Consider the following 21,371-nt stretch of genomic DNA (forward strand, 5'->3'; position numbering starts at 1 on the left):
ATGGCCAACGGAACCGTTCTGGTCGCCGACGATGACGCGGCAATCCGGACCGTCCTCAATCAGGCGCTGGCGCGCGCAGGCTACGATGTCCGCGTGACATCCAATGCCGGTACGCTGTGGAGATGGGTATCGGCCGGGGAAGGCGATATCGTCATCACCGACGTTGTGATGCCCGACGAGAACGCCTTCGACCTGCTGCCCCGCATCAAGAAGATCCGGCCGGAACTGCCGGTCATCGTCATGAGCGCCCAGAACACGTTCATGACCGCGATCCGGGCGTCCGAGCGCGGTGCCTACGAATACCTGCCCAAGCCGTTCGACCTTACCGAACTCTTGAACATCGTCAGCCGCGCCATGGCCGAGCCGCGCCGCCCGGTGTCCGACCGCGGCACCGAGGACCAGCCCGATTCGATGCCGCTTGTCGGCCGTTCGCCCGCCATGCAGGACATCTACCGCATGCTGGCCCGCATGATGCAGACCGATCTGACGGTCATGATCACCGGTGAATCGGGGACCGGCAAGGAACTGGTCGCCCGGGCGCTGCATGAATACGGGCGCCGCCGCAACGGCCCCTTCGTGGCCATCAACATGGCCGCCATCCCCCGCGACCTGATCGAGTCGGAACTGTTCGGCCATGAACGCGGCGCCTTCACCGGCGCCCAGCACCGCTCGACCGGCCGCTTCGAGCAGGCGGAGGGCGGAACGCTCTTCCTCGACGAGATCGGCGACATGCCGATGGAGGCCCAGACGCGGCTCCTGCGCGTGCTGCAGCAGGGCGAATACACCACGGTCGGAGGACGCACGCCGATCAAGACCGATGTGCGCATCGTCGCGGCGACCAACAAGGACCTGCGGGTCGCAATCAACCAGGGCCTCTTCCGCGAGGACCTGTTCTATCGCCTCAACGTCGTGCCGCTGCGGCTTCCGCCGTTGCGGGAACGCGCCGAGGACGTGCCGGATCTCGTCCGCCATTTCTTCAAGGCCGGCGAAAAGGAAGGCCTGCCGGCCAAGCGGATCTCCCAGGATGCGCTGGACATCATGAAGCGCTACTCATGGCCTGGAAACGTCCGCGAACTGGAGAACCTCGTCCGCCGCCTTGCCGCGCTCTATCCGCAGGAAGAGATCACCGCCGAGATCGTCGAGAGCGAGTTGGCCGGTGTGACACCGGGCTCCACGCCGGCATCCATGTCGAGCCTTCCCGAGGAGATCACGATCTCCCAGGCGGTTGAACACTATCTGCAGCGCTATTTCCGCAGTTTCGGCGAAGACCTGCCGCCGCCGGGCCTCTACCAGCGCATTCTGCAGGAGGTCGAATATCCGCTTGTGCTTGCCTGTATGACGGCGACACGCGGCAATCAGATCAAGGCGGCCGAACTCCTCGGGCTCAACCGCAACACGCTGCGCAAGAAAATCCGGGAACTCGGCGTCAACGTCTATCGCACGGCCAAGCCCGGCTAGCGGTCGGCCCCGCCTCAATTTGGCCACCGCGCCTTCATAGCGCTTCCTTTCGCGGTCTTTTTGTTGCAGAATCGCCACATTGCGTTGCAATAGAGACACGCTCGGCCAATCAGGCCGATCCGGAACGGTGGACGGTTTCACGTGCTTGATCGCATGGCGCAGCAACAGGATGGCATGACGCCGGGCGAGGGGCGCAGGCTGCTCGCCCTGCCGGGCGTTTTCACGGTCATTGCCGCGCTCCTCGTGGCGGTCGTTTCCTTTGTCATCCTGATGGGTCTCACGCCCATCAAGCCCGACGAGGCGACGACGCTCGTTCTCATCGCGGTCAACGCGGCACTGGTGCTCCTGCTGATCATCCTGATCGCGCGCGAGGCCATTCGCATCATCCAGTCGCGCCGGATCGGCAAGGCGGCCTCGCGCCTCCACGTCCGCATCGTGGCCCTGTTCTCCGTCGTTGCGGCCATCCCCGCGATCCTCGTCGCCATCGTCGCCTCCATCACACTCGACATCGGCCTCGACCGCTGGTTCGAGATCCGCACCCGCGCGATCATCAATTCCTCGCTGTCCATCGCCGAGGCCTATATCCGCGAAAACGCCGGCAGCCTGCAGGGCACGACCCTCTCCATGGCCGGCGACCTCGACCAGAACCGCCTTCTGTTTGACCTCGACAAGGGTGGTTTCCTCAAGTTCCTGACCGAGCAGGCCAATGGCCGGGCGCTGGCCCATGCCGCGCTGATCAACGAGCAGGGCGCCTTCGTGATGAGCGCCCAGACCGGCGCCGACTTCCCGATGCCGGAAGCCTTCCCGGAGGTTATCGAGCAGGCCAAGGACGGCCGCCCCGTGCTGATCCCGCCGAGGTTCCGCAACCTCGTCGGCTGCGTCATCAAGCTGCGTGACCTAGACGACGGCAAGCTGTTTCTCTACACGGTCCGCCTGGTCGACCCGGAGGTCATCAAGGCCCGCCAGATCGTGGCGGCGAACGTCGCCGAATACCAGGGGCTGGCCAACAACCGCACGTCCACGCAGATTGCGTTCGCGCTGCTCTACCTCGGCGTGACGCTGGTCGTCGTCCTGTCGGCGATCTGGACCGGCATCGCGGTGGCCGACCGGCTGGTCCGCCCGATCCGCCAGCTCATCGGCGCGGCCGACGAGGTCTCGACCGGCAATCTCGACGTGCGCGTGCCCGTGCGCATCACCGATGGCGACGTGGCTTCGCTCGGCGACACGTTCAACAAGATGCTCGCCCAGCTGAAAAGCCAGCGCAACGAACTCCTCTCCGCCAAGGACCAGATCGACGACCGCCGGCGCTTCTCCGAGGCAGTCCTCTCCGGCGTTACCGCAGGCGTCATCGGCGTGCAGTTCGATGGCTCCATTTCGCTGGTCAACCGCTCCGGCGAACAGATGCTCGGCGTGCTGTCGGCCGATGTCGAAGGCAAGAACCTGTCGGAAATCCTGCCGCATATCGGCCAGGTCTTCGAGATCGCACGCAATTCCGGCCGACCGGTCTGGCGCGAACAGACCGCCTTCTACCGCAACGGCGTGGAGCGCACGTTCAACGTCCAGATCACGGTCGAGGACTCCGACGAGGAGGACAATGCCTATGTCGTCACCGTCGACGACATCACGGACCTGGTCACGGCGCAGCGCACCTCCGCCTGGGCTGACGTCGCGCGCCGCATCGCCCACGAGATCAAGAATCCGCTGACGCCGATCCAGCTCTCCGCCGAGCGGATCAGGCGCCGCTACGGCAAGGTCATCACCGAGGATCGCGAGGTCTTCGACCAGTGTACCGACACCATCATCCGCCAGGTCGGCGACATCGGCCGCATGGTGGACGAGTTTTCGGCCTTTGCCCGCATGCCGAAGCCGTCCATGGAAGAGACCGACCTGCGCGAGGCCCTCAGGGAGGCCTCCTTCCTGGTCGAGGTGTCGCGCAGCGAGATCACCGTCGAGCGCAATTTCATGGAGACCCCTTTGCCGGGCCGCTTCGACAACCGGCTGATGGCCCAAGCCGTCGGTAATCTCGTCAAGAATGCCGCCGAATCGATCGATGGCGCCATGCTGGACACGCCGGGCCTGAAAGGCGTCATCCGCGTAGATGCACGCCTTGAAAACGGCCGCATCGTCATCGATGTCATCGACAATGGCCGCGGCCTTCCGCGGGAGAATCGCCAGCGGCTGCTCGAGCCCTACATGACGACGCGTGAAAAGGGCACGGGTCTGGGCCTGGCGATCGTTCGCAAGATCATCGAGGACCACGGCGGAACCTTGAGCCTTCACGATGCACCGGCCTCGTTCCATGATGGCCGTGGCGCGATGATCCAGATCATTCTGCCTGCAGGGGATGCGCCGCGCGCGCCGTCCGCCGGCGGGTCAGGGGAAAAACAGGAAAAAGACCGGAAGGTGGACCATGGCGTCTGACATCCTGATCGTCGACGATGAAACGGATATCCGCGAATTGGTGGCGGGGATCCTCGAGGACGAGGGCCACGAAACGCGCACTGCCCATGACAGCGACAGCGCGCTGGCGGCAATCTCGGAGCGCGTGCCGCGCCTCGTGTTTCTCGATATCTGGCTCCAGGGCTCGAGGCTCGACGGATTGGCCTTGCTCGACGAGATCAAGAAGATGCATCCCGACCTGCCGGTCGTCATGATTTCCGGCCACGGCACCATCGAGACGGCCGTTTCGGCGATCCGCCGTGGCGCCTATGATTTCATCGAGAAGCCGTTCAAGTCCGACCGGCTGATCCTGATCGCCGAGCGCGCCCTTGAGACGTCCAAACTGAAGCGGGAAGTCTCGGAACTGCGCAAGCGCTCGACCGATTCCTTCGATCTCGTCGGCAATTCCAACGTGATGATGCAATTGCGCCAGACGATCGAGCGCGTGGCGCCGACGAACAGCCGCGTGATGATCGTCGGGCCGTCCGGCTCAGGCAAGGAAGCCGTTGCCCGCGCGATCCACGGCCAGTCCGGCCGCGTCAATGCGCCGTTCGTGACCATCAACGCGGCGGCCATTACGCCGGAGCGCATGGAAATCGAGCTGTTCGGAACCGAATCGAACGGCGCCGAGCGCAAGGTTGGCGCCCTCGAGGAAGCCCATCGCGGCATCCTCTACATCGATGAAGTCGCGGACATGCCGCGCGAGACGCAGAACAAGATCATGCGTGTGCTCATCGACCAGCAGTTCGAACGCGTCGGCGGCACCCGCCGCGTCAGGGTCGACGTGCGGATCATTTCCTCGACCGCGCGTAACCTGGAGGCCATGATCGCCGAAGGCCTGTTCAGGGAGGACCTCTACCACCGGCTCGCCGTCGTCCCGGTCAACGTGCCGCCGCTGGCCGACCGGCGCGAGGACATTCCCTACCTGGTGGACTACTTCGTGACCCAGATTGCCCGCCAGTCCGGCATCAAGCCGCGCCGCATCGGCGACGACGCCATGGCCGTGCTCCAGGCGCACAACTGGCCGGGCAACGTCCGCCAGTTGCGCAACAATGTCGAGCGGCTGATGATCCTGGCCCGCGGCGACAATCCGGAGGCGCCGATCACGGCCGACCTTCTGCCCGCCGAGATCGGCGAGATGATGCCGCGGACCCCGAGCCAGACCGACCAGCACATCATGGCGCTGCCGCTGCGCGAGGCCAGGGAGATGTTCGAACGCGATTATCTCGTTGCACAAATCAATCGATTCGGCGGCAACATCTCGCGCACCGCCGAATTCATTGGTATGGAGAGGTCCGCGCTTCACCGCAAGTTGAAGTCGCTGGGCGTTTGACAAGGGGCGGAGGCCATTCATGCGTGTGATCATCTGCGGAGCCGGCCGCGTGGGCTATGGCATCGCTGAACGGCTGGCCGCCGAGGAAAACGACGTCACCGTCATCGACACCTCGCCCGAACTGATCCGCGCGGTCCGCGACACGCTCGACGTGCGCGGCTTCATCGGCCATGGCTCGCACCCGGAAGTGCTGGAAGCCGCCGGCGCCGAGCAGGCCGACATGATCGTCGCGGTGACCCTGCATGACGAGGTGAACATGGTGGCCTGCCAGGTGGCGCACTCCCTGTTCAACGTGCCGACCAAGATCGCCCGCATCCGCTCGCAGTCCTACCTGCAGAAGCACTACCTCGACCTGTTTTCGCGCGATCACATGCCCATCGACGTGATCATCTCGCCGGAGGTGGAAGTCGGCGAGATGGTGCTCCGGCGCATCGCGCTGCCGGGCGCCACGGACATCGTGCGCTTTTCCGAGGGCAACGTGGTCATGGTGGCCATCGAGTGCATGGAGGAATGCCCGGTCATCAACACGCCGCTGGCGCAGCTCACCGAGCTGTTCCCCGACCTGCCGTCCACCGTGGTCGGTGTCTCCCGCGACGGCAGGGTGTTCATTCCCCATTCGGCAGACCAGCTGGCGGCCGGCGACCTGGCCTATGTCGTCACGGAGAAAGGGCAGGTGAAGCGCACGCTCGGCCTGTTCGGTCACGAGGAGCCCGAAGCCAAGCGCATCGTCATCGTCGGCGGCGGCAACATCGGCCTTTTCGTGGCCCGGACGCTGGAAAAACGCCAGGCCCATGCCAAGGTCAAGATCATCGAGAACAACCGTGAGCGGGCCATCGAGATCGCGGACCAGCTGAACCGCACCGTCGTGCTGCATGGCGACGCGCTCGAGCAGCGCCTGCTGATGGAAGCCGACATTTCCGACGCCGATCTCATGGTCGGCCTGACCAATGACGACCAGGTCAACATCCTGGCATCGGCCATGGCAAAGCGGCTCGGTTGCAAGTCGAACCTCGTCCTCATCAACAACCCGGGTTTCCACGAGTTCGCCCGCACGCTCGGCATCGATGCCTACGTCAACCCGCGCAACATCACCATCTCGCGCGTGCTCCAGCACGTCCGCCGCGGCCGCATCCGCGCGGTCCACACCATCCAGCGCGGCGCTGCCGAGATCATCGAGGCCGAAGCGCTGGAGACCTCCTCGCTGGTCGGCGCGGAACTGAGGGACCTGGACCTGCCGGACGGAATGCGAATCGGCGCCATCTGGCGCGACGGCAAGATGCTCAAGCCGGGTGGCCATGTCCGGATCCGGCCCGGCGACCGCGTGGTGATCTTCGCGCTGCAGCGGGCCGTCAAGCAGGTCGAGCAGATGTTCCGCGTCAGCCTCGAGTTCTTCTGATCGACGCTGCATCCAATTTTCGAGTCGGAGTACGCCACTCATGCCCCGCATTGCCTACGTCAACGGCCGCTATGTTCCGCACCGCGAAGCGGTGGTCCATGTCGAGGATCGCGGCTACCAGTTCGCCGACGGCGTCTATGAAGTCTGCGAGGTCGCACGCAGCTTCATCATCGACATCAGCCGGCACCTGGACCGCCTCGACCGGTCTCTGCATGAACTCGACATAGCCTGGCCCATGCGCCGGGGCGCATTGGAAGTGGTCATGCGCGAGGTGGTTCGCCGCAATGGCGTGCGAAACGGCATGGTCTACCTGCAGGTGACCCGTGGCGTGGCGCCGCGCGATCATGTCTTTCCCGTGCCGATGGTCCGTCCGTCCCTCGTCCTGACCGCGCGAAAGACCAGCCCGGCCGCCGCAATGGCGAAGGCGGAGAAGGGAATCTCGGTCATCACCGTTCCCGAGAACCGCTGGGAACGGGTCGATATCAAGACCATCGGCCTGCTTCCCAACGTGATGGCACGCCAGGCCGCCCGCGAGGCCGGTGCCGCTGAAGCCTGGTTCGTCGACGATGACGGCCTCGTGACCGAGGGCGCGGCGACCAATGCGTGGATCGTGACCCAGGACGGCATCCTGGTTACGAGGCCGGCCGAGTTCGGCATTCTCCGCGGCGTGACCCGTACCACGGTCTTCGATGTCGCGGCATCGCTGGGTCTCGCCATCGAGGAGCGGCCGTTCAGCGTGGAAGAGGCGCAGGCCGCCCGTGAGGCATTCATCACCGCCGCCACCACGCTGGTGATGCCGGTCGTGCAGATCGACGACAGGCAGGTGGCCAACGGGATGCCCGGTTCGATAGCACTTTCCTTGCGCAAAGCCTTCTTTGACATTGCAGAGAAGACCATGGTTTGATAACCGCAGTATTCGGAGAGGGTCGACTGTTTCTTGTGTGTTGCTAGGTCAGCCGTCTTCCCTTGACGAGATGATACCGGTCGCCGGTAATGATGCCCCCGGATGGTCCAACAAGAATGATACGGTGAAAGAAGAATATGGCTGAACGCTCACAGAACCTCCAAGACCTCTTTCTCAACACCGTCCGCAAGAACAAGAACCCGCTGACAATCTTCTTGATCAACGGGGTGAAATTGACCGGGGTCGTGACTTCCTTTGACAATTTCTGCGTCTTGTTGCGCCGGGACGGGCACTCCCAGCTTGTTTACAAGCACGCCATTTCGACCATCATGCCGAGCCAGCCCGTGCAGATGTTCGAAAGCGAAGAGAGTGGCTCCTGATTGATCCAGTCCCTGTCAGACGGACTGTCCGGCGGGCCTGACGACGGTGTGCGCCTTGGCGTGCGCGCGCTTGTCATCGTGCCGGTTCTGACGCGCCAGCAGGACAGGCGCGAGGCGGACGGAACAACGCGGCCGCGTCTGCGCCGGACACCGGAAGCCCGACTCGAGGAAGCCTGCGGTCTGGCCGGTGCCATCGACCTGGAAATCGTCCATGCCGAAATCGTCACCGTGGCACAGCCGCGTCCGGCGACGCTGCTAGGAACGGGCCGGATCGAAGGCTTCGCCGGTCTCGTCAAGGACAACGGCGTGGAACTGGTCGTCGTCGACCATCCGCTGACGCCCGTGCAGCAGCGCAACCTGGAACGGGAACTGGGTGCCAAGGTCCTCGACCGGACGGGACTGATCCTTGAAATCTTCGGACGTCGCGCCCGCACCAAGGAAGGCGTGCTGCAGGTCGAACTGGCCCACCTGGAATACCAGCGCGGCCGGCTGGTGCGCAGCTGGACCCACCTGGAACGTCAGCGCGGCGGCGCGGGTTTCCTCGGCGGTCCGGGTGAAACCCAGATCGAGGCCGACCGGCGTATCCTGCAGGAGAAGATCACCAAGCTGAAGCGCGAACTGGAGACGGTGCGCCGCACGCGTGACCTGCACCGCGCCAAGCGCAAGAAGGTTCCCTATCCGGTCGTGGCGATCGTCGGCTATACCAATGCCGGCAAGTCGACCCTGTTCAATCGCATGACCGGGGCGGATGTCATGGCAGAGGACATGCTCTTCGCCACCCTCGATCCGACGTTGCGCCGGGTCAGGCTTCCCCACGGCGCCATCATCATCCTGTCCGATACGGTCGGGTTCATCTCCGACCTGCCGACTCACCTCGTGGCCGCCTTCCGCGCCACGCTGGAAGAGGTCTTGGAAGCCGATCTCGTTGTGCACCTGCGCGACATTTCCGACCCCGACACGGCGGCCCAGGCCGAGGACGTCGAGGAAATCCTGCGCAGCCTCGGCCTCGACCCTGGCGACCGCCGACGCGTCCTGGAAGTCTGGAACAAGATCGACAACCTCGATGCGGCCGCCCGCATCCACCTCCAGGAGGATGCACAGTCGCGCGATGCCATCGAGCGCCCCGTTCCCGTATCCGCGATCACGGGCGAGGGCGTGGACGGTCTCATGGCTGCCATCGAGACGAGGATATCGGGCAAGCTGCGTTCCTTGTCGGTAACCCTGCGGCCGGACCAGATGCCCTTGGTCGACTGGGTTTACCGCCACGCCACCGTCCTGGCCCGCAAGGATCTGGATGACGGCGGCGTCAGCCTCGAACTCAGCGTGCCGCAGGCGGCCGCAGACGAACTGCTTGACCGTATCCACGGGCGCCGCATGCGCGAGCCCTGGGAGGACTGAACCGCGACCACTGGCGCCGGTGACTCAATCGGTGGCCTTGGCCTCCTGCCAGAGACGCTCCATCTCTTCGAGATCCGCCTCCAGGAGCGAACGGCCTGCAGTTTCCAGGCTTTCCTCGACCTTGTGAAAGCGGTTCGTGAACTTGTCGTTGGTTCCGCGCAAGGCGTCTTCGCTGTCGAGGCCGAGATGCCGGCCGAGGTTGACCAGCGCGAACAGCACGTCGCCGAACTCCTCTCGCGCATGGGCGGTGTCGCCACTGGCAAGCGCGTCCCTCAATTCGCCGATCTCCTCCTCGATCTTGGCGAGAACCGGCGCGGCATCCTTCCAGTCGAAACCCACCTGGGCGGCCCGCTGCTGCAGCTTGAGCGCCCGTGTCAGTGCCGGCAGTGCGGTCGGAACGCTGTCGAGGTATCCCTTGCCGCCCGGCTCCGGATCGAGGCCTTTTGCCAGCCGTTCGGCACGCTTTTCGGCGCGCTCCCCTGCCTTGATCTCCTCCCATGTCTGTTTGACCGCAGCGGCATCCTCGGCATCGCCCTGTCCGAAAACATGCGGATGACGCCGGATCATCTTGCTGCTGATGGCCTCGACGACATCGGCAAAGGAAAACGCGCCGGCTTCCTCGGCCATGCGCGAATGGAAGACGACCTGCAGCAGCAGGTCGCCCAGTTCATCCCGCAGGTCCAGCAGGTCGCCGCGCTGGATGGCGTCGGCGACCTCGTAGGCCTCCTCGATGGTATAGGGCGCGATGGAAGCGAAATCCTGCTCCAGGTCCCACGGGCAGCCCGTCACCGGCGTACGCAGCGCGGCCATGATTTCGATGAGGCCGTCAATCCGGCGCGACGGTCCGGGCGTCAGCGGATTGCTCATTGCCGCCACCAGGTCTGGAGCTGGTAGCCGTAGACCGGCGTCTTGTCGGGGTGGTGGATCGCGCTGGCGTGCGCCACGCGCTGACCTTCCAGGTGGTAGAGCGGCACCAGGTAGTGACCGGAGAGAAGGACCCGGTCATAGGCGCGCACCGCGGTGACGAAATCGTCCTCGTCGCGCGCCTTGAGGAAGGCATCGATCATCGCGTCGATGGCCGGGTTGGCGACGCCGGCGAAATTGTAGGTGCCCTGCAGGTCGCGTGACGCCGAACCCCACCGGCCGATCTGTTCGGCGCCGGGCGACAGCGAAGAGTAGTAGAACTGCATCATCACGTCATAGTCGTAGGTCTGCAGACGCTGCTGGTACTGCGCGTCATCGACGCTTCGCAGCTCGGCCTCGATACCCAGCATGCCGAGCGTCCGGCGCCAGGCCGATGCCAGCGCATCACCGGATTTGCCGCGCAGCAGGATCTCGAAGCGAACCGGCTTCCCTTCCGGTGTCAGCAGGTGCCGGTCCTCAAGTCTGTAGCCCGCTTGCTTCAGGATGTTGAAAGCGTGACGCATGAAGGTCCGGTCGCGGCCGGACCCGTCCGAAACCGGCGGTTCGAGCGTCCCGTCCATGGCAGCCGGTTCGACCGCATCGGGGAAGGGCGCAAGAAGCGCTTGCTCCTCCTCGCTTGCCCGGCGTCCGTGCGATCCCAGCGCTGATCCGTCGAAGAAGCTCTTGGTGCGCGTGTAGGCGCCGTTGAACAGGTTGCGGTTGATCCACTCGAAGTCGAGAAGACCCGAAAGCGCTTCGCGAAGCGCCTTGTCGGCAAACAGCGGACGCCGCGTGTTGAACACGAAGCCGAGCATGCCGGACGGAAGGCCTTCGTCGAACTCCGACCGGACGACGCGCCCGTTCGTGACGGCGGGGAAATCGTATTCGCTCTGCCAGCGCATCGGGTCCCTGTCGACGAACACGTCCACGAGGCCCTTCTTGAAGGCTTCGAACATGGTGCTTTCGTCGCGGAAATAGAGGATCTGGATCTCGTCGTAATTGTCGAAGCCGCGTTTCGACGGGAGATCCTTCGCCCAGTAGTCGGGATTGCGCTTCAGCGTGATCGACTGGCCGGGATCGACCGCCGAGATCACGTAGGGGCCGGACGCCACCATCGGCTTCAGCGACGACTTGTCGAACGTGTCGAAATCGGTCGTCTTCTCGGGCAGGATGGGCAGCAGCGCCAGCAGCAGCGGCAGCTCGCGGTCGGCCTTGTCGTTGAAAGTGAAGCGTACCTTGTGCTCGCCGGTCTTCTCGATGGCATCGACGCCATCGAGCCAGCGCCGGTACAGCGGGCGCGCCTTTTCCCGCATCAGTTTCATCGAGAAGAGAACATCCTCGACCCGGATCGGCGTGCCGTCGGAAAAGCGGGCGCTCTCGTCGAGCGTGAACTCGATGAACGTGCGCTCCTCGTCGGTCTCGACCTGCCGGGCGATCAGCGGATAGAGCGTGAAGGCCTCGTCGCGCGACCGCGCCATCAGGCTTTCAAAGACGTTGTAGCCGAACTCCTGGTCGAAAAGGCCGCGCGCCGCGTCGCCCTGGACGATGAAGGGATTGAGTGAATTGAACGTTCCGCGCACCGCATAGACGATGCGCCCGCCCTTGGGCGCCTCCGGGTTGGCATAGGGAAAATGGTCAAACCCCTCGGGCAGGGCAGGGGCGCCGTGCATCGAGATCGCGTGAACCGGGTCGCTGCGCCCGGCGCCTGTCAGCATGAGAATGGCGGCCAGGGCGAGGACTAGGCGTTGGAATGGCATGGGACGGCCCCGTTGGCGGTGGACGGCTTGATTCGTTCAGGAAGGTAGCATGCATGTCCGGCGGCTCAATGTCTGTCGCCGCACCGGCTGCGCGCCTTCCGCCTCCCTTCGATGCTTGCCCTCGGACGCGCCACGGTGTAACACCCGCGCGAATACCCATGTTGGCCAACATTGTTCCGGCGACATGTATTTGCCTTATTTGGGCAACACCAGAGCAGCTGGCGGCGGCGAGAGGTCGCCTGTGGATTAAGAGGAAAGACATGATGAAGAAGCTGACCCTTGCAGCTTTCGCCCTGGCCCTCGCTGGCATGGCGCCTGCAACGCCCGCATCTGCCCAGCAGCGTGATATTCCCGAGGGCTGGTTCAAGCTCTGCCAGAAGCAGAAGGACAGCGATGTCTGCAACGTGCAGTTCATCAAGGCGGCCAAGGAGACCGGACAGCTCCTCGTCGGCATTTCGCTGATCGAACTGAGCGGCAAGGCCCAGCGCCGGATCATCCAGATCACGGTTCCGCCCATGCGCATCCTGCCGCCCGGCATCGGCCTGCAGATTGACGGCGGCAAGACCGCCAAGCTCGACTACGTGATCTGCCCGATCCAGCCGTCGCCGAGCTGCATTGCCGAAGCACCGCTGACCGACGAGATCATCAATTCCTTCAAGCGCGGCGGCGAGCTCACCATCACCGCGGTGAACTTCCAGAACCAGCCGACCCCGGTCAAGGTGACCCTCTCCGGCTTCACCGAGGCCTACGACGGCGAGCCGATCAAGCAGTCGGACTACGAAGAGCGCCAGAAGAAGCTGCAGGAAGAGATCGCCAAGCGCCAGGAGGAGTTCCAGAAGAAGCTCCAGGCCGAACAGGACAAGGCGAAGTCGAACTGAGTTTGCCTTCCATCGACAGAATGCGGAACGGGGCCTTGCGGCCCCGTTTTTCGTTCTACCGGTTCATCTCTTGCGACCGGTCAGTGCATGCTGGCTTCGCGCGGCACGTAAAGCCCGTCGCTCATCCCGGCAAAAAATTCCTGGACCTGGGGGTGGCGCACCGGTTCGCCGGTCTCGTCGGGCAGCAGGTTCTGTTCTGACACGTAGGCGACATACTCGGTCTCGGCATTCTCGGCGAACAGGTGATAGAAAGGCTGATCCTTTCGCGGCCGGATTTCGGCCGGGATCGCCTCGTACCATTCCTCGGTATTGGCAAAGACCGGATCGACATCGAAGACCACGCCACGAAACGGAAACAACCGGTGACGCACGACCTGTCCGATCTGGAACTTGGCTTCGTTGATCTTGCTCATGGATTCCACGTACTCCCGAAACCCTTATGTGGGATCCTGACGCAATCGTTCAATCCCTCCCGGGATGAAGGCCTGTGAGCCGTGCGCTGGACCTGGCAGATGATGCCAGGATAGCATTGGATGGATGAACCATCGCTGAACCGCCGGACGGCATTCGCTTTTCCGTCGGACAAGGAATTTCCGCCCGGCATGGCGTGACGCCGTCGGCCTGCTTGTGTATGGGAGGCATGGAGATCTCCCGGGCTGGGAGACTTCCGGCTTCACCTGTCACCTGCCAAAGCCACGGACGGCCACAGTCAATCCATGAGCAATGTCATCGGCCTCGTGCTGCCATTCTTCGGGCTGATTCTTCTCGGATTCGTCGTCGCACGCATCACCCGCCAGCCGGTCGAGGCGCTGGGCTGGATGAACACGTTCATCATCTACATCGCCCTGCCGGCGCTGTTTTTCCAGCTTCTCTCCAAGACACCGATCGAGAAACTGACCGAGTGGGGATATATCTTCGGCTCCGTCTTCTCCACCTACACGATCTTTGCGCTCATGTTCGTCATCTCGGTCATCCGCTCCCGCGGCGAGATCGCCGAGAGCACGATCAAGGGGCTCGGGGCCGCGTATGGCAACATCGGCTACATGGGGCCGGGCCTGGCGCTGCTCGCACTGGGGCAGGAGGCCGCGGTTCCCGTGGCCCTCATCTTCTGTTTCGAAAACATCCTGCACTTTGCCATTGCCCCGCTGATGATGGGGCTCGCCGGCGGCACCAACGAACCGCCATTGCAAACCGCGATCGGTGTCCTCCGCAAGATCGCGCTGCATCCCTTCATCCTGGCGACGATCGTCGGCGTCGGCGCGGCGGCGGCTCACTTCACCCCGCCCGTGCCGCTGGAGCGGCTGTTGCAATATCTTGCCAATGCCGCCGCTCCCTGCGCGCTGTTCGTCATGGGCGTGACGCTGGCCTTGCGACCGCTGAAGCGCATTCCCTCCGAGATCGGGCTGATCGTGCCGCTCAAGCTCATTGTCCATCCGCTGATCTGCTGGATCGCGCTCAGCTGGATCGGCAATTTCGATCCTGTCTGGGTCTGGTCGGCCGTGCTGCTGGCAGGCCTGCCCACCGCGACGAACGTTTTCGTCATCGCGCAGCAATATGGCGTCTGGATCGAACGCGCCTCGGCGACGATCCTCGTGACCACGACCATCTCGGTCGTTTCAGTGACCGGACTGCTGCTGCTTGTCACGGGCGGATATCTTCCCGCCGACCTCTTTCCCTAGGGAACGGATCTCCGTACCCATTCGCCGGAAGCCGCTGCCGGGCGCCATGCCCTCGCGCATGAAGAAGCTTCGCAGCGGCGAAAGCGCCCGCAACAGGCCGAGACCCGCGCTGCGCGCCATCTGCGCCGGCAGGAAATCGGACAGCAGCGCCGTGTTGAGCGCATTGACTGCACCGGCCCGCGCCAGCACGTCCGGCCGCCGGCGCGCCGAATAGGCGTTCAGGACATCCGGCGCACCCGGGTCGGAAGCGTTGCGCAGGCAGGAGACCAGGTCCTTTGCATCGCGCAAGCCGAGGTTCAGTCCCTGCGCTCCGATCGGCGGGAAGACATGGGCCGATTCGCCGACGAGGGCGATCCGCTTGTCGGCGAATCGCGCCGGCAGTCCCGTCGACAGCGGCCAAGTCTGGCGCGGACCGGGGTCCGAAACCTTGCCGAGCATGGAATGCATCCGCCGTTCGACGGCCAGGCAGAAGGACGCCTCGTCGAGCGAGGCAAGGAGGTCCGCTTCGTCCGGGCTGGTCACCCAGACCAGGCTTGACCGGTTGGGATCGGCCAGCGGCACCTGCGTGCACGGGCCATGCTCGGTATGCAGTTCGGTGGACGTATCCTCGTGCGTGATGGCGTGACGGAACGTCGTCACGAGGGCAACCTGCGGCAATGGCCGGGAATGAACACGGATGCCGGCAGCCTCGCGTCCGCCGGAAGACCGGCCGTCGGCCGCCACCGCGCATTTCGCGACGAGGACCTCTCCGCCGTCCAGCGTGATCGTCACGGCCTCCGGATCCGTGGCCCACGCCAGCACCGGTTTCTCGATCCGCTCGATCGCGCCGCTTTTCGCGACAGCCTCCGATAGACGGCGGTTGAGCACTGTGTTCGTGATGTTCCAGCCGAACGCCTCCTCGCCGATTTCCGCCGACCGGAAGGCGACGGTGGGACTGCGAACCAGCCGCGACGTGGCATCGACGATACGCATGACGCGCAGCGGCGCCGCTTCGCCAGCTTCGAACGTAACGCCGAGAGAAGCAAGGAACGCCATTCCCGGCGCCATGATCGCCGTCGTTCGCCGGTCATCCGGCCGTGGCGGCGGGCCTGCGAGGCAGACTTGGCGCCCGGATTCGGCCAGTGCAAGCGCGGCCGCCATTCCGGCAGGTCCGGCGCCGACAACGATGATCCCGCATTCCCTCATGGTCCGTCCATTCACTCCCGTGCGACGACACTGGCATTCGAGAGAGGGTATATGGCACCACCCCGTCGTCGGCAATGCAGGGTAGAGAGTGACATTGGTCTTGTTCGCGTGTATGCGCGTGGACTAGGGTCCGCCTGGATAAGGGGAGGGGACATGTTGCCCAAGCAATCGTCGGCACGAGCGGAGCGCGGATGAAACGACCGCTTTTCAGCCGCCCCACCGGCAAGAAGGTGACCTGGCCGCAGGCCAAGGCCTTCTCCGTTCATCTGCTGACCGCCTCCGGTTCCTTCCTGGCGTTCCTGTCGCTCGTCGCCTGCGCCGAGGAGCGATGGACGGCCATGTTCCTGTGGCTCGGGCTGGCCCTGTTCGTCGACGGCATCGACGGGCCGATGGCGCGCAAGCTGCAGGTGAAATCGGTGCTGCCGACCTGGTCGGGCGACATGCTCGACAACGTGATCGACTATGTCACCTACGTCCTCATTCCCGCCTTTGCCCTCTACAATCGCGGCTTCATGGGCGAGGGACTGTCGTTCCTGTCGGCCGCCATCATCGTGATTTCCAGCGCGGTCTACTACGCCGACACGTCGATGAAGACGAAGGAGAACTTTTTCAAGGGCTTCCCGGTCGTCTGGAACATGCTTGTCTTCACGCTGTTCATCATCGAACCGGGCGAGTGGACGTCCTTTGCGGCCGTCGTTTTCTCCGCCGTTCTCACCTTCCTGCCGATCAATTTCCTCCATCCCGTGCGCGTCAAGCGGTTGCGCGAGATCAACCTGCCGGTCTTCCTGGCCTGGTGCGCCTTCGGCGTGATCGCGCTGGTCCAGGAAATGCAGGCGAGCGTATGGGTCAAGGCTGGCATCACCGCGACCGGCCTCTACCTCTACTGGATCGGTGCCATCATGCAGTTGTTCCCAAATTTCGGCAAAAGGAGCCAGTGATCATGCACAAGGCTGTTCGCGTTCACGAAACCGGCGGACCCGACGTTCTTCGCTACGACGACGTCGAGACACCGACGCCCGGCAAGGGCGAGGCGCTGATCCGTCATACGGCTATCGGCATGAATTTTATCGACACCTATTTCCGCACCGGCCTCTACCCGGCGCCGGCCGGCCTGCCCTTCATTCCGGGCAACGAGGGCGCCGGCGTCGTCGAGGCCATCGGCGAGGGTGTCAGCGAAGTGGCCGTGGGCGACCGCGTGGCCTATGCCGCCGGCCTTGGTGCCTACGCGGAAAAGCGGGTGATCCCGTCCGACCGGCTCGTCCGGATCCCCGATGGCGTCAGCGACGACCAGGCCGCGGGAATGATGCTCAAGGGCATGACCGCCTGGTATCTCCTGCGCCGTACCCATGCGGTCAAGCCGGGCGAAACGATCCTGTTTCATGCCGCGGCCGGCGGTGTCGGCCTGATCGCCGGACAGTGGGCCAAGCATCTGGGCGCCAACGTCATCGGCACCGCAGGCTCGCCCGACAAGATCGAGCTGGCGCTTGCCCATGGCTATGACGAGGTGATCAACTACCGCGACCAGGATTTCGTCGCCGAGGTGGCCCGCCTGACCGGCGGCAAGAAATGCGACGTGGTCTACGATTCGGTGGGCAAGGATACCTATCCCGGATCGCTGGACTGCCTGAAGCCCTTCGGCCTGTTCGTATCCTTCGGCCAGTCGTCCGGTCCGATCGAGGGGTTCAACCTGGCGCACCTGTCGCAGAAGGGCTCGCTGTTCGCCACCCGTCCGACGCTGTTCACCTATGTCGCGGCCCGCGAGGACCTGGAACAGGCAGCCGGCGAACTGTTCGATCTCGTCTCGCGCGGCATCGTCACCATCAACATCAACCAGCGCTATGACCTCAAGGATGTCGCCCGGGCCCATCGTGATCTGGAAGGCCGAAAGACCACGGGGACAACCGTTCTCATCCCTTGATTTGTTGCGCAAAACCTTGAAGCTGTTTCAAATCGGGCAGGGCTAAAGAACACGGGAGTGCCGTTTAGACTGGCTGGGTTGGGATTTGCGAGGGGTAGGGCCGTTTGAACGATCCGGTAGCAGGCGATGACAGGCGTCTTCTGGATGTCGAGGGATTGACCAAGGTCTTCGGGTCGCTGGTCGCCAACGACCGCGTGGACCTTTCCATCGCCAAGGGTGAAATCCACGCCCTGCTCGGGGAGAACGGCGCCGGCAAGTCGACCTTCGTGAAAATGCTGTTCGGTTCGCTAGAACCGAATGCCGGGACGATCCGCTGGAAGGGCGAGGCGCAGGCGATCACCTCGCCCAGCATGGCCCGCCAGCTTGGCATCGGCATGGTATTTCAGCATTTCTCGCTGTTCGAGGCCCTGACGGCTGCCGAGAACATCGCGCTGGCCCTCGACAGGTCGACGCCGATCGCCCAGATTGCCGAGAGTGCGCGCAAGCTGTCGCGGGATTACGGACTGCCGCTGGATCCCCATTCCCTCGTCGGCGACCTGTCCGTCGGCGAACGCCAGCGCATCGAGATCATCCGCTGCCTGCTTCAGAAGCCGGAACTGATCATTCTCGACGAACCCACATCGGTCCTGACCCCGCAGGAAGCCGACAAGCTGTTCGAAACGCTGGAACGCCTGCGCGACGAGGGCAAGTCGATCCTCTACATCTCGCACCGGCTGGAAGAGGTGAAGCGTCTGTGCGACCGCGCCACGGTTCTTCGCCACGGCAAGGTGGTCGATCACTGCAATCCGCGCGACGAGACGGCTGCATCGCTGGCCCGCATGATGGTCGGCGAGGAAGTCCAGGCCGTTTCGCGGCCGGACCACGCCGGCGGCGACGGAGAAGCCCTGCTCGATATCCGCGGCCTGTCCCGCCCGGCGGCGACGCCATTCTCCGTTCCGCTGCGCAACATCGACCTGTCGGTGCGCGCCGGTCAGGTGATCGGCATCGCCGGTGTTGCCGGCAACGGCCAGGGCGAGTTTTTCGAGGCGGTCTCGGGCGAGGTACGGCAGCCGGAGGCAGGCGCGGTGCGCATTCGCGGCACGGACGCCGGGCAGCTTTCCATCTCGGCGCGCCGGAAACTGGGTGCCGGTTTCGTGCCGGAGGAACGCCTTGGCCATGGCGCGGCGCCCGGCCTGCCGCTGTCGCAGAACCTCCTGCTGTCGCGGCACGCCACCGACAGCCGGACCTATCTCGGCCCGCTCGGCACGGTCCGCTACGGCGCGCTTACGGCGGGCGCGCGGCGTATCGTCCAGGAGATGGATGTTCGCAAGAGCGGCGAAGACCCGGAAGCCGCCGCACTCTCGGGCGGCAACCTGCAGAAGTTCATCATCGGCCGCGAACTGGACCGGCGGCCGGCCGTCATGGTCGTCAACCAGCCGACCTGGGGCGTCGATGCCGGGGCTGCTGCCCGCATCCGACAGTCGTTGATCGAGCTGGCGCGCTCCGGCTCGGCCGTCCTCGTCATCAGCCAGGACCTCGATGAACTGTTCGAGATGTCCGATGCCATCGCCGTGATGCACAACGGAACGCTGTCGAGTCCGGTGCCGATCGCGGAGGCGACCTATGAGAGCGTCGGCCTGCTGATGGGCGGCGCCGAACCCGGGCACAAGGCGACGGCCCACGCGGAGGGCCTGTGATGCGCATCGAACTCGTCAAGCGCCCGCGCCATTCCGTGCTGTTCAGCGCGCTGTCGCCGTTCGTGGCGCTTGGCCTCACCATCCTCGCCGGTGCGATCATGTTCGCTCTTCTCGGCAAGAACCCGGTCGTCGGCCTCTATTCCTATTTCATCGAGCCGCTGACCGAAACCTGGTCGCTGCACGAACTGGCCATCAAGGCGGCGCCGCTCATCCTCATCGCCACGGGTCTGTGCGTCTGCTACCTGTCCAACAACTGGAACATCGGCGCGGAAGGCCAGTTCATCACCGGCGCGATTCTTGGCTCGCTGCTGCCGGTGATCTTTCCGGGCTTCACAGGGCCGCTGGTCCTGCCGATCATGATCCTTCTCGCGATGATCGGGGGGGCGGCCTATGCCGGCATCCCGGCGGTCCTGAAGATGCGCTTCGGGACCAACGAGATTCTCACCAGCCTCATGCTGGTCTACGTCGCCCAGCTCTTCAACGACTGGCTCGTCCGCGGGCCATGGCGCAACCCGGAGGGATTCAGCTTTCCCGGCACCGTCACCTTCCACGCCGACGCGCTGCTGCCGGAAATCCTGCCCGCCTCCGGCCGCGCCAATATCGGCATCGTGTTCGCGCTCGTCGCCGCCATCGTCGTCTGGTTCATCCTCGCCCGCACGCTGAAGGGGTTCGAGGTCCGCGTCCTCGGGCAAAGTCCGCGTGCCGGCCGGTTCGCCGGCTTCTCGCCCCGCAGCATGACGCTGTTTGCCTTCCTGGTGTCGGGCGCGCTCGCCGGCCTGGCCGGCATCACGGAAGTCTCCGGCGCGGTCCAGGCCCTGAACGAGAAGCTGTCTGTCGGCTACGGGTTCACGGCCATCATCGTCGCCTTTCTCGGCCGTCTGAACCCGCTTGGCGTGATCGTCGCCGGCTTTGTGTTGGCGCTGACCTACCTCGGCGGGGAGGCGGCCCAGATATCCCTCCAGATATCGGACAAGACCGCGCGCGTCTTCCAGGGCATGCTCCTGTTCTTCGTCCTGGCGAGCGACACCCTCATCCATTATCGCGTCCGCATCGTGCGCGGCGCCGGGGAGGCAAATCGTGCTTGAGGCCATCCTCCTGACGGTCGCCACCGCCGCGACGCCGCTCCTTCTTGCCGCCATCGGCGAACTCGTGGTCGAACGCTCCGGGGTTCTCAATCTCGGCGTCGAGGGCATGATGCTGATCGGCGCGGTCACCGGCTTCGGCGTTGCGCTCTCCACCGGATCGCCCTGGCTGGGCGCGCTTGCCGCCATTATCGCCGGATCGGCCTTCTCGCTTCTCTTCGGCTTTCTGACGCTGACGCTCGTCACCAACCAGGTAGCGACGGGCCTGGCGCTGACGCTGCTGGGCATAGGCCTGTCCGGCCAGATCGGCGAGGCCTTCGTCGGCATGCCGGGCGTCCGCATGGGGGCGATCAGCATACCCGGCCTTTCCAGCCTGCCCTATGTCGGCAAGCTGTTCTTCGGCCAGGATCCGCTGTTCTACGTCTCCATCGCGCTGACGGCCGCCACCGCCTGGTTCCTGTTCCGCACGCGCGCCGGTCTCACCTTGCGCGCGGTGGGCGACAGCCACGGTTCGGCCCATGCGCTGGGCATCAAGGTCATCGGCATCCGCTACCTTGCCGTCATGTTCGGCGGTGGCTGTGCCGGCCTCGCGGGTGCCTACCTGTCGCTGGCCTATACGCCGCAATGGGTGGAAAACATGACCGCCGGACGCGGCTGGATCGCGCTGGCCCTGGTGGTCTTTGCATCCTGGCGTCCGTGGCGGGTTCTGGCCGGCGCCTACCTCTTCGGTGCCATCACCATTCTCCAGCTTCACATCCAGGCGATCAGCCTGAATGAGCTGGGATTCCTTCCAGCGCCGCTGTTCTGGATCGCGGAACTGGTGAAATCCGTGCCGTCGCAGTTCCTTTCTTCGCTGCCCTATCTGGCAACAGTGGTGGTGCTTGTGCTTATCTCACGGAACAGGCGGCTGACGATGATGAACACGCCGGCCTCGCTGGGGCGGCCGTTCGTGCCGGACCGCTAGACAAGAAAAAAGACGGGTAGC

18 protein-coding genes are annotated in these 21,371 nt (G+C 64.5%); 14 read left to right on the plus strand and 4 right to left on the minus strand.

Annotation, left to right across the window (positions count from 1 at the left end; genetic code table 11):
* The 7 genes from ntrC (at position 1) to hflX (ending at position 9,308) form a co-directional block, all read left to right on the plus strand.
* Entirely contained in the window at positions 1 to 1,458 is a 1,458-nt protein-coding gene (ntrC, locus tag CSC94_RS17260) for a nitrogen regulation protein NR(I) (protein ID WP_099307616.1), read from the plus strand.
* Positions 1,459 to 1,611: 153 nt separating this feature from the next.
* Entirely contained in the window at positions 1,612 to 3,879 is a 2,268-nt protein-coding gene (locus CSC94_RS17265) for a sensor histidine kinase NtrY-like (protein ID WP_099307617.1), read from the plus strand.
* Entirely contained in the window at positions 3,869 to 5,230 is a 1,362-nt protein-coding gene (gene ntrX, locus CSC94_RS17270; protein ID WP_099307618.1) for a nitrogen assimilation response regulator NtrX, read from the plus strand. The genes CSC94_RS17265 and ntrX overlap by 11 nt, the downstream gene beginning before the upstream one ends.
* 19 nt (positions 5,231 to 5,249) lie before the next feature.
* Positions 5,250 to 6,626 carry a Trk system potassium transporter TrkA gene (trkA, locus tag CSC94_RS17275; protein WP_099307619.1) on the plus strand — a complete coding sequence of 459 codons (1,377 nt, stop codon included), beginning with the start codon at positions 5,250 to 5,252 and terminating at the stop codon, positions 6,624 to 6,626.
* Between the two features lie 40 nt (positions 6,627 to 6,666).
* On the plus strand, positions 6,667 to 7,530 hold the full coding sequence (locus CSC94_RS17280) for a D-amino-acid transaminase (protein WP_099307620.1): 864 nt from the start codon (positions 6,667 to 6,669) through the stop codon (positions 7,528 to 7,530).
* 137 nt (positions 7,531 to 7,667) lie between these two features.
* The gene (gene hfq / locus CSC94_RS17285; RefSeq protein ID WP_099307621.1) at positions 7,668 to 7,910 is read left to right on the plus strand and encodes an RNA chaperone Hfq; all 243 of its coding nucleotides are present in this window, start codon (positions 7,668 to 7,670) and stop codon (positions 7,908 to 7,910) included.
* Between the two features lie 3 nt (positions 7,911 to 7,913).
* Entirely contained in the window at positions 7,914 to 9,308 is a 1,395-nt protein-coding gene (hflX, locus tag CSC94_RS17290) for a GTPase HflX (RefSeq protein WP_245408400.1), read from the plus strand.
* Positions 9,309 to 9,332: 24 nt separating this feature from the next.
* Here hflX and mazG read toward each other — a convergent pair whose 3' ends face one another.
* Positions 9,333 to 10,175 (minus strand): nucleoside triphosphate pyrophosphohydrolase, encoded by an 843-nt coding sequence (mazG, locus tag CSC94_RS17295; protein ID WP_099307622.1) that lies wholly within the window; start codon positions 10,173 to 10,175, stop codon positions 9,333 to 9,335.
* Complete coding sequence (locus CSC94_RS17300) at positions 10,172 to 11,968, minus strand: extracellular solute-binding protein (protein ID WP_245408398.1); 1,797 nt, start codon at positions 11,966 to 11,968, stop codon at positions 10,172 to 10,174. The genes mazG and CSC94_RS17300 overlap by 4 nt, the downstream gene beginning before the upstream one ends.
* A 263-nt stretch (positions 11,969 to 12,231) precedes the next feature.
* Between CSC94_RS17300 and CSC94_RS17305 the strand changes: the two genes are divergently transcribed.
* Positions 12,232 to 12,846, plus strand: a complete 615-nt coding sequence (locus CSC94_RS17305; protein ID WP_099307662.1) for an invasion associated locus B family protein — start codon at positions 12,232 to 12,234, stop codon at positions 12,844 to 12,846.
* A gap of 80 nt (positions 12,847 to 12,926) precedes the next feature.
* On the opposite strand, the gene hspQ is transcribed toward CSC94_RS17305, so the two are convergent.
* Positions 12,927 to 13,259 carry a heat shock protein HspQ gene (gene hspQ / locus CSC94_RS17310; RefSeq protein WP_099307623.1) on the minus strand — a complete coding sequence of 111 codons (333 nt, stop codon included), beginning with the start codon at positions 13,257 to 13,259 and terminating at the stop codon, positions 12,927 to 12,929.
* Positions 13,260 to 13,562: 303 nt separating this feature from the next.
* Here hspQ and CSC94_RS17315 point away from each other — a divergent pair, with 303 nt between their 5' ends.
* The gene (locus tag CSC94_RS17315; protein ID WP_099307624.1) at positions 13,563 to 14,525 is read left to right on the plus strand and encodes an AEC family transporter; all 963 of its coding nucleotides are present in this window, start codon (positions 13,563 to 13,565) and stop codon (positions 14,523 to 14,525) included.
* Here the strand turns inward: CSC94_RS17315 and CSC94_RS17320 are convergent.
* A complete protein-coding gene (locus CSC94_RS17320) occupies positions 14,463 to 15,710 on the minus strand; it encodes a UbiH/UbiF family hydroxylase (protein ID WP_099307625.1) in 1,248 nt (415 codons plus the stop codon). The genes CSC94_RS17315 and CSC94_RS17320 overlap by 63 nt on opposite strands.
* A 191-nt stretch (positions 15,711 to 15,901) precedes the next feature.
* Here CSC94_RS17320 and pcsA point away from each other — a divergent pair, with 191 nt between their 5' ends.
* The 5 genes from pcsA to CSC94_RS17345 all read left to right on the plus strand — a co-directional run bounded on the left by pcsA (position 15,902) and on the right by CSC94_RS17345 (position 21,350).
* Positions 15,902 to 16,648 (plus strand): phosphatidylcholine synthase, encoded by a 747-nt coding sequence (gene pcsA, locus CSC94_RS17325; RefSeq protein WP_099307626.1) that lies wholly within the window; start codon positions 15,902 to 15,904, stop codon positions 16,646 to 16,648.
* A gap of 2 nt (positions 16,649 to 16,650) precedes the next feature.
* The gene (locus CSC94_RS17330; RefSeq protein ID WP_099307627.1) at positions 16,651 to 17,628 is read left to right on the plus strand and encodes a quinone oxidoreductase family protein; all 978 of its coding nucleotides are present in this window, start codon (positions 16,651 to 16,653) and stop codon (positions 17,626 to 17,628) included.
* A gap of 104 nt (positions 17,629 to 17,732) precedes the next feature.
* Positions 17,733 to 19,304, plus strand: a complete 1,572-nt coding sequence (locus CSC94_RS17335) for an ABC transporter ATP-binding protein (protein WP_099307628.1) — start codon at positions 17,733 to 17,735, stop codon at positions 19,302 to 19,304.
* On the plus strand, positions 19,304 to 20,389 hold the full coding sequence (locus tag CSC94_RS17340) for an ABC transporter permease (RefSeq protein WP_099307629.1): 1,086 nt from the start codon (positions 19,304 to 19,306) through the stop codon (positions 20,387 to 20,389). The genes CSC94_RS17335 and CSC94_RS17340 overlap by 1 nt, the downstream gene beginning before the upstream one ends.
* A complete protein-coding gene (locus tag CSC94_RS17345) occupies positions 20,382 to 21,350 on the plus strand; it encodes an ABC transporter permease (protein ID WP_099307630.1) in 969 nt (322 codons plus the stop codon). The genes CSC94_RS17340 and CSC94_RS17345 overlap by 8 nt, the downstream gene beginning before the upstream one ends.
* Positions 21,351 to 21,371 lie beyond the last annotated feature (21 nt).

The sequence above is a fragment of the Zhengella mangrovi genome (assembly GCF_002727065.1).
Lineage (GTDB): Bacteria > Pseudomonadota > Alphaproteobacteria > Rhizobiales > Rhizobiaceae > Zhengella > Zhengella mangrovi.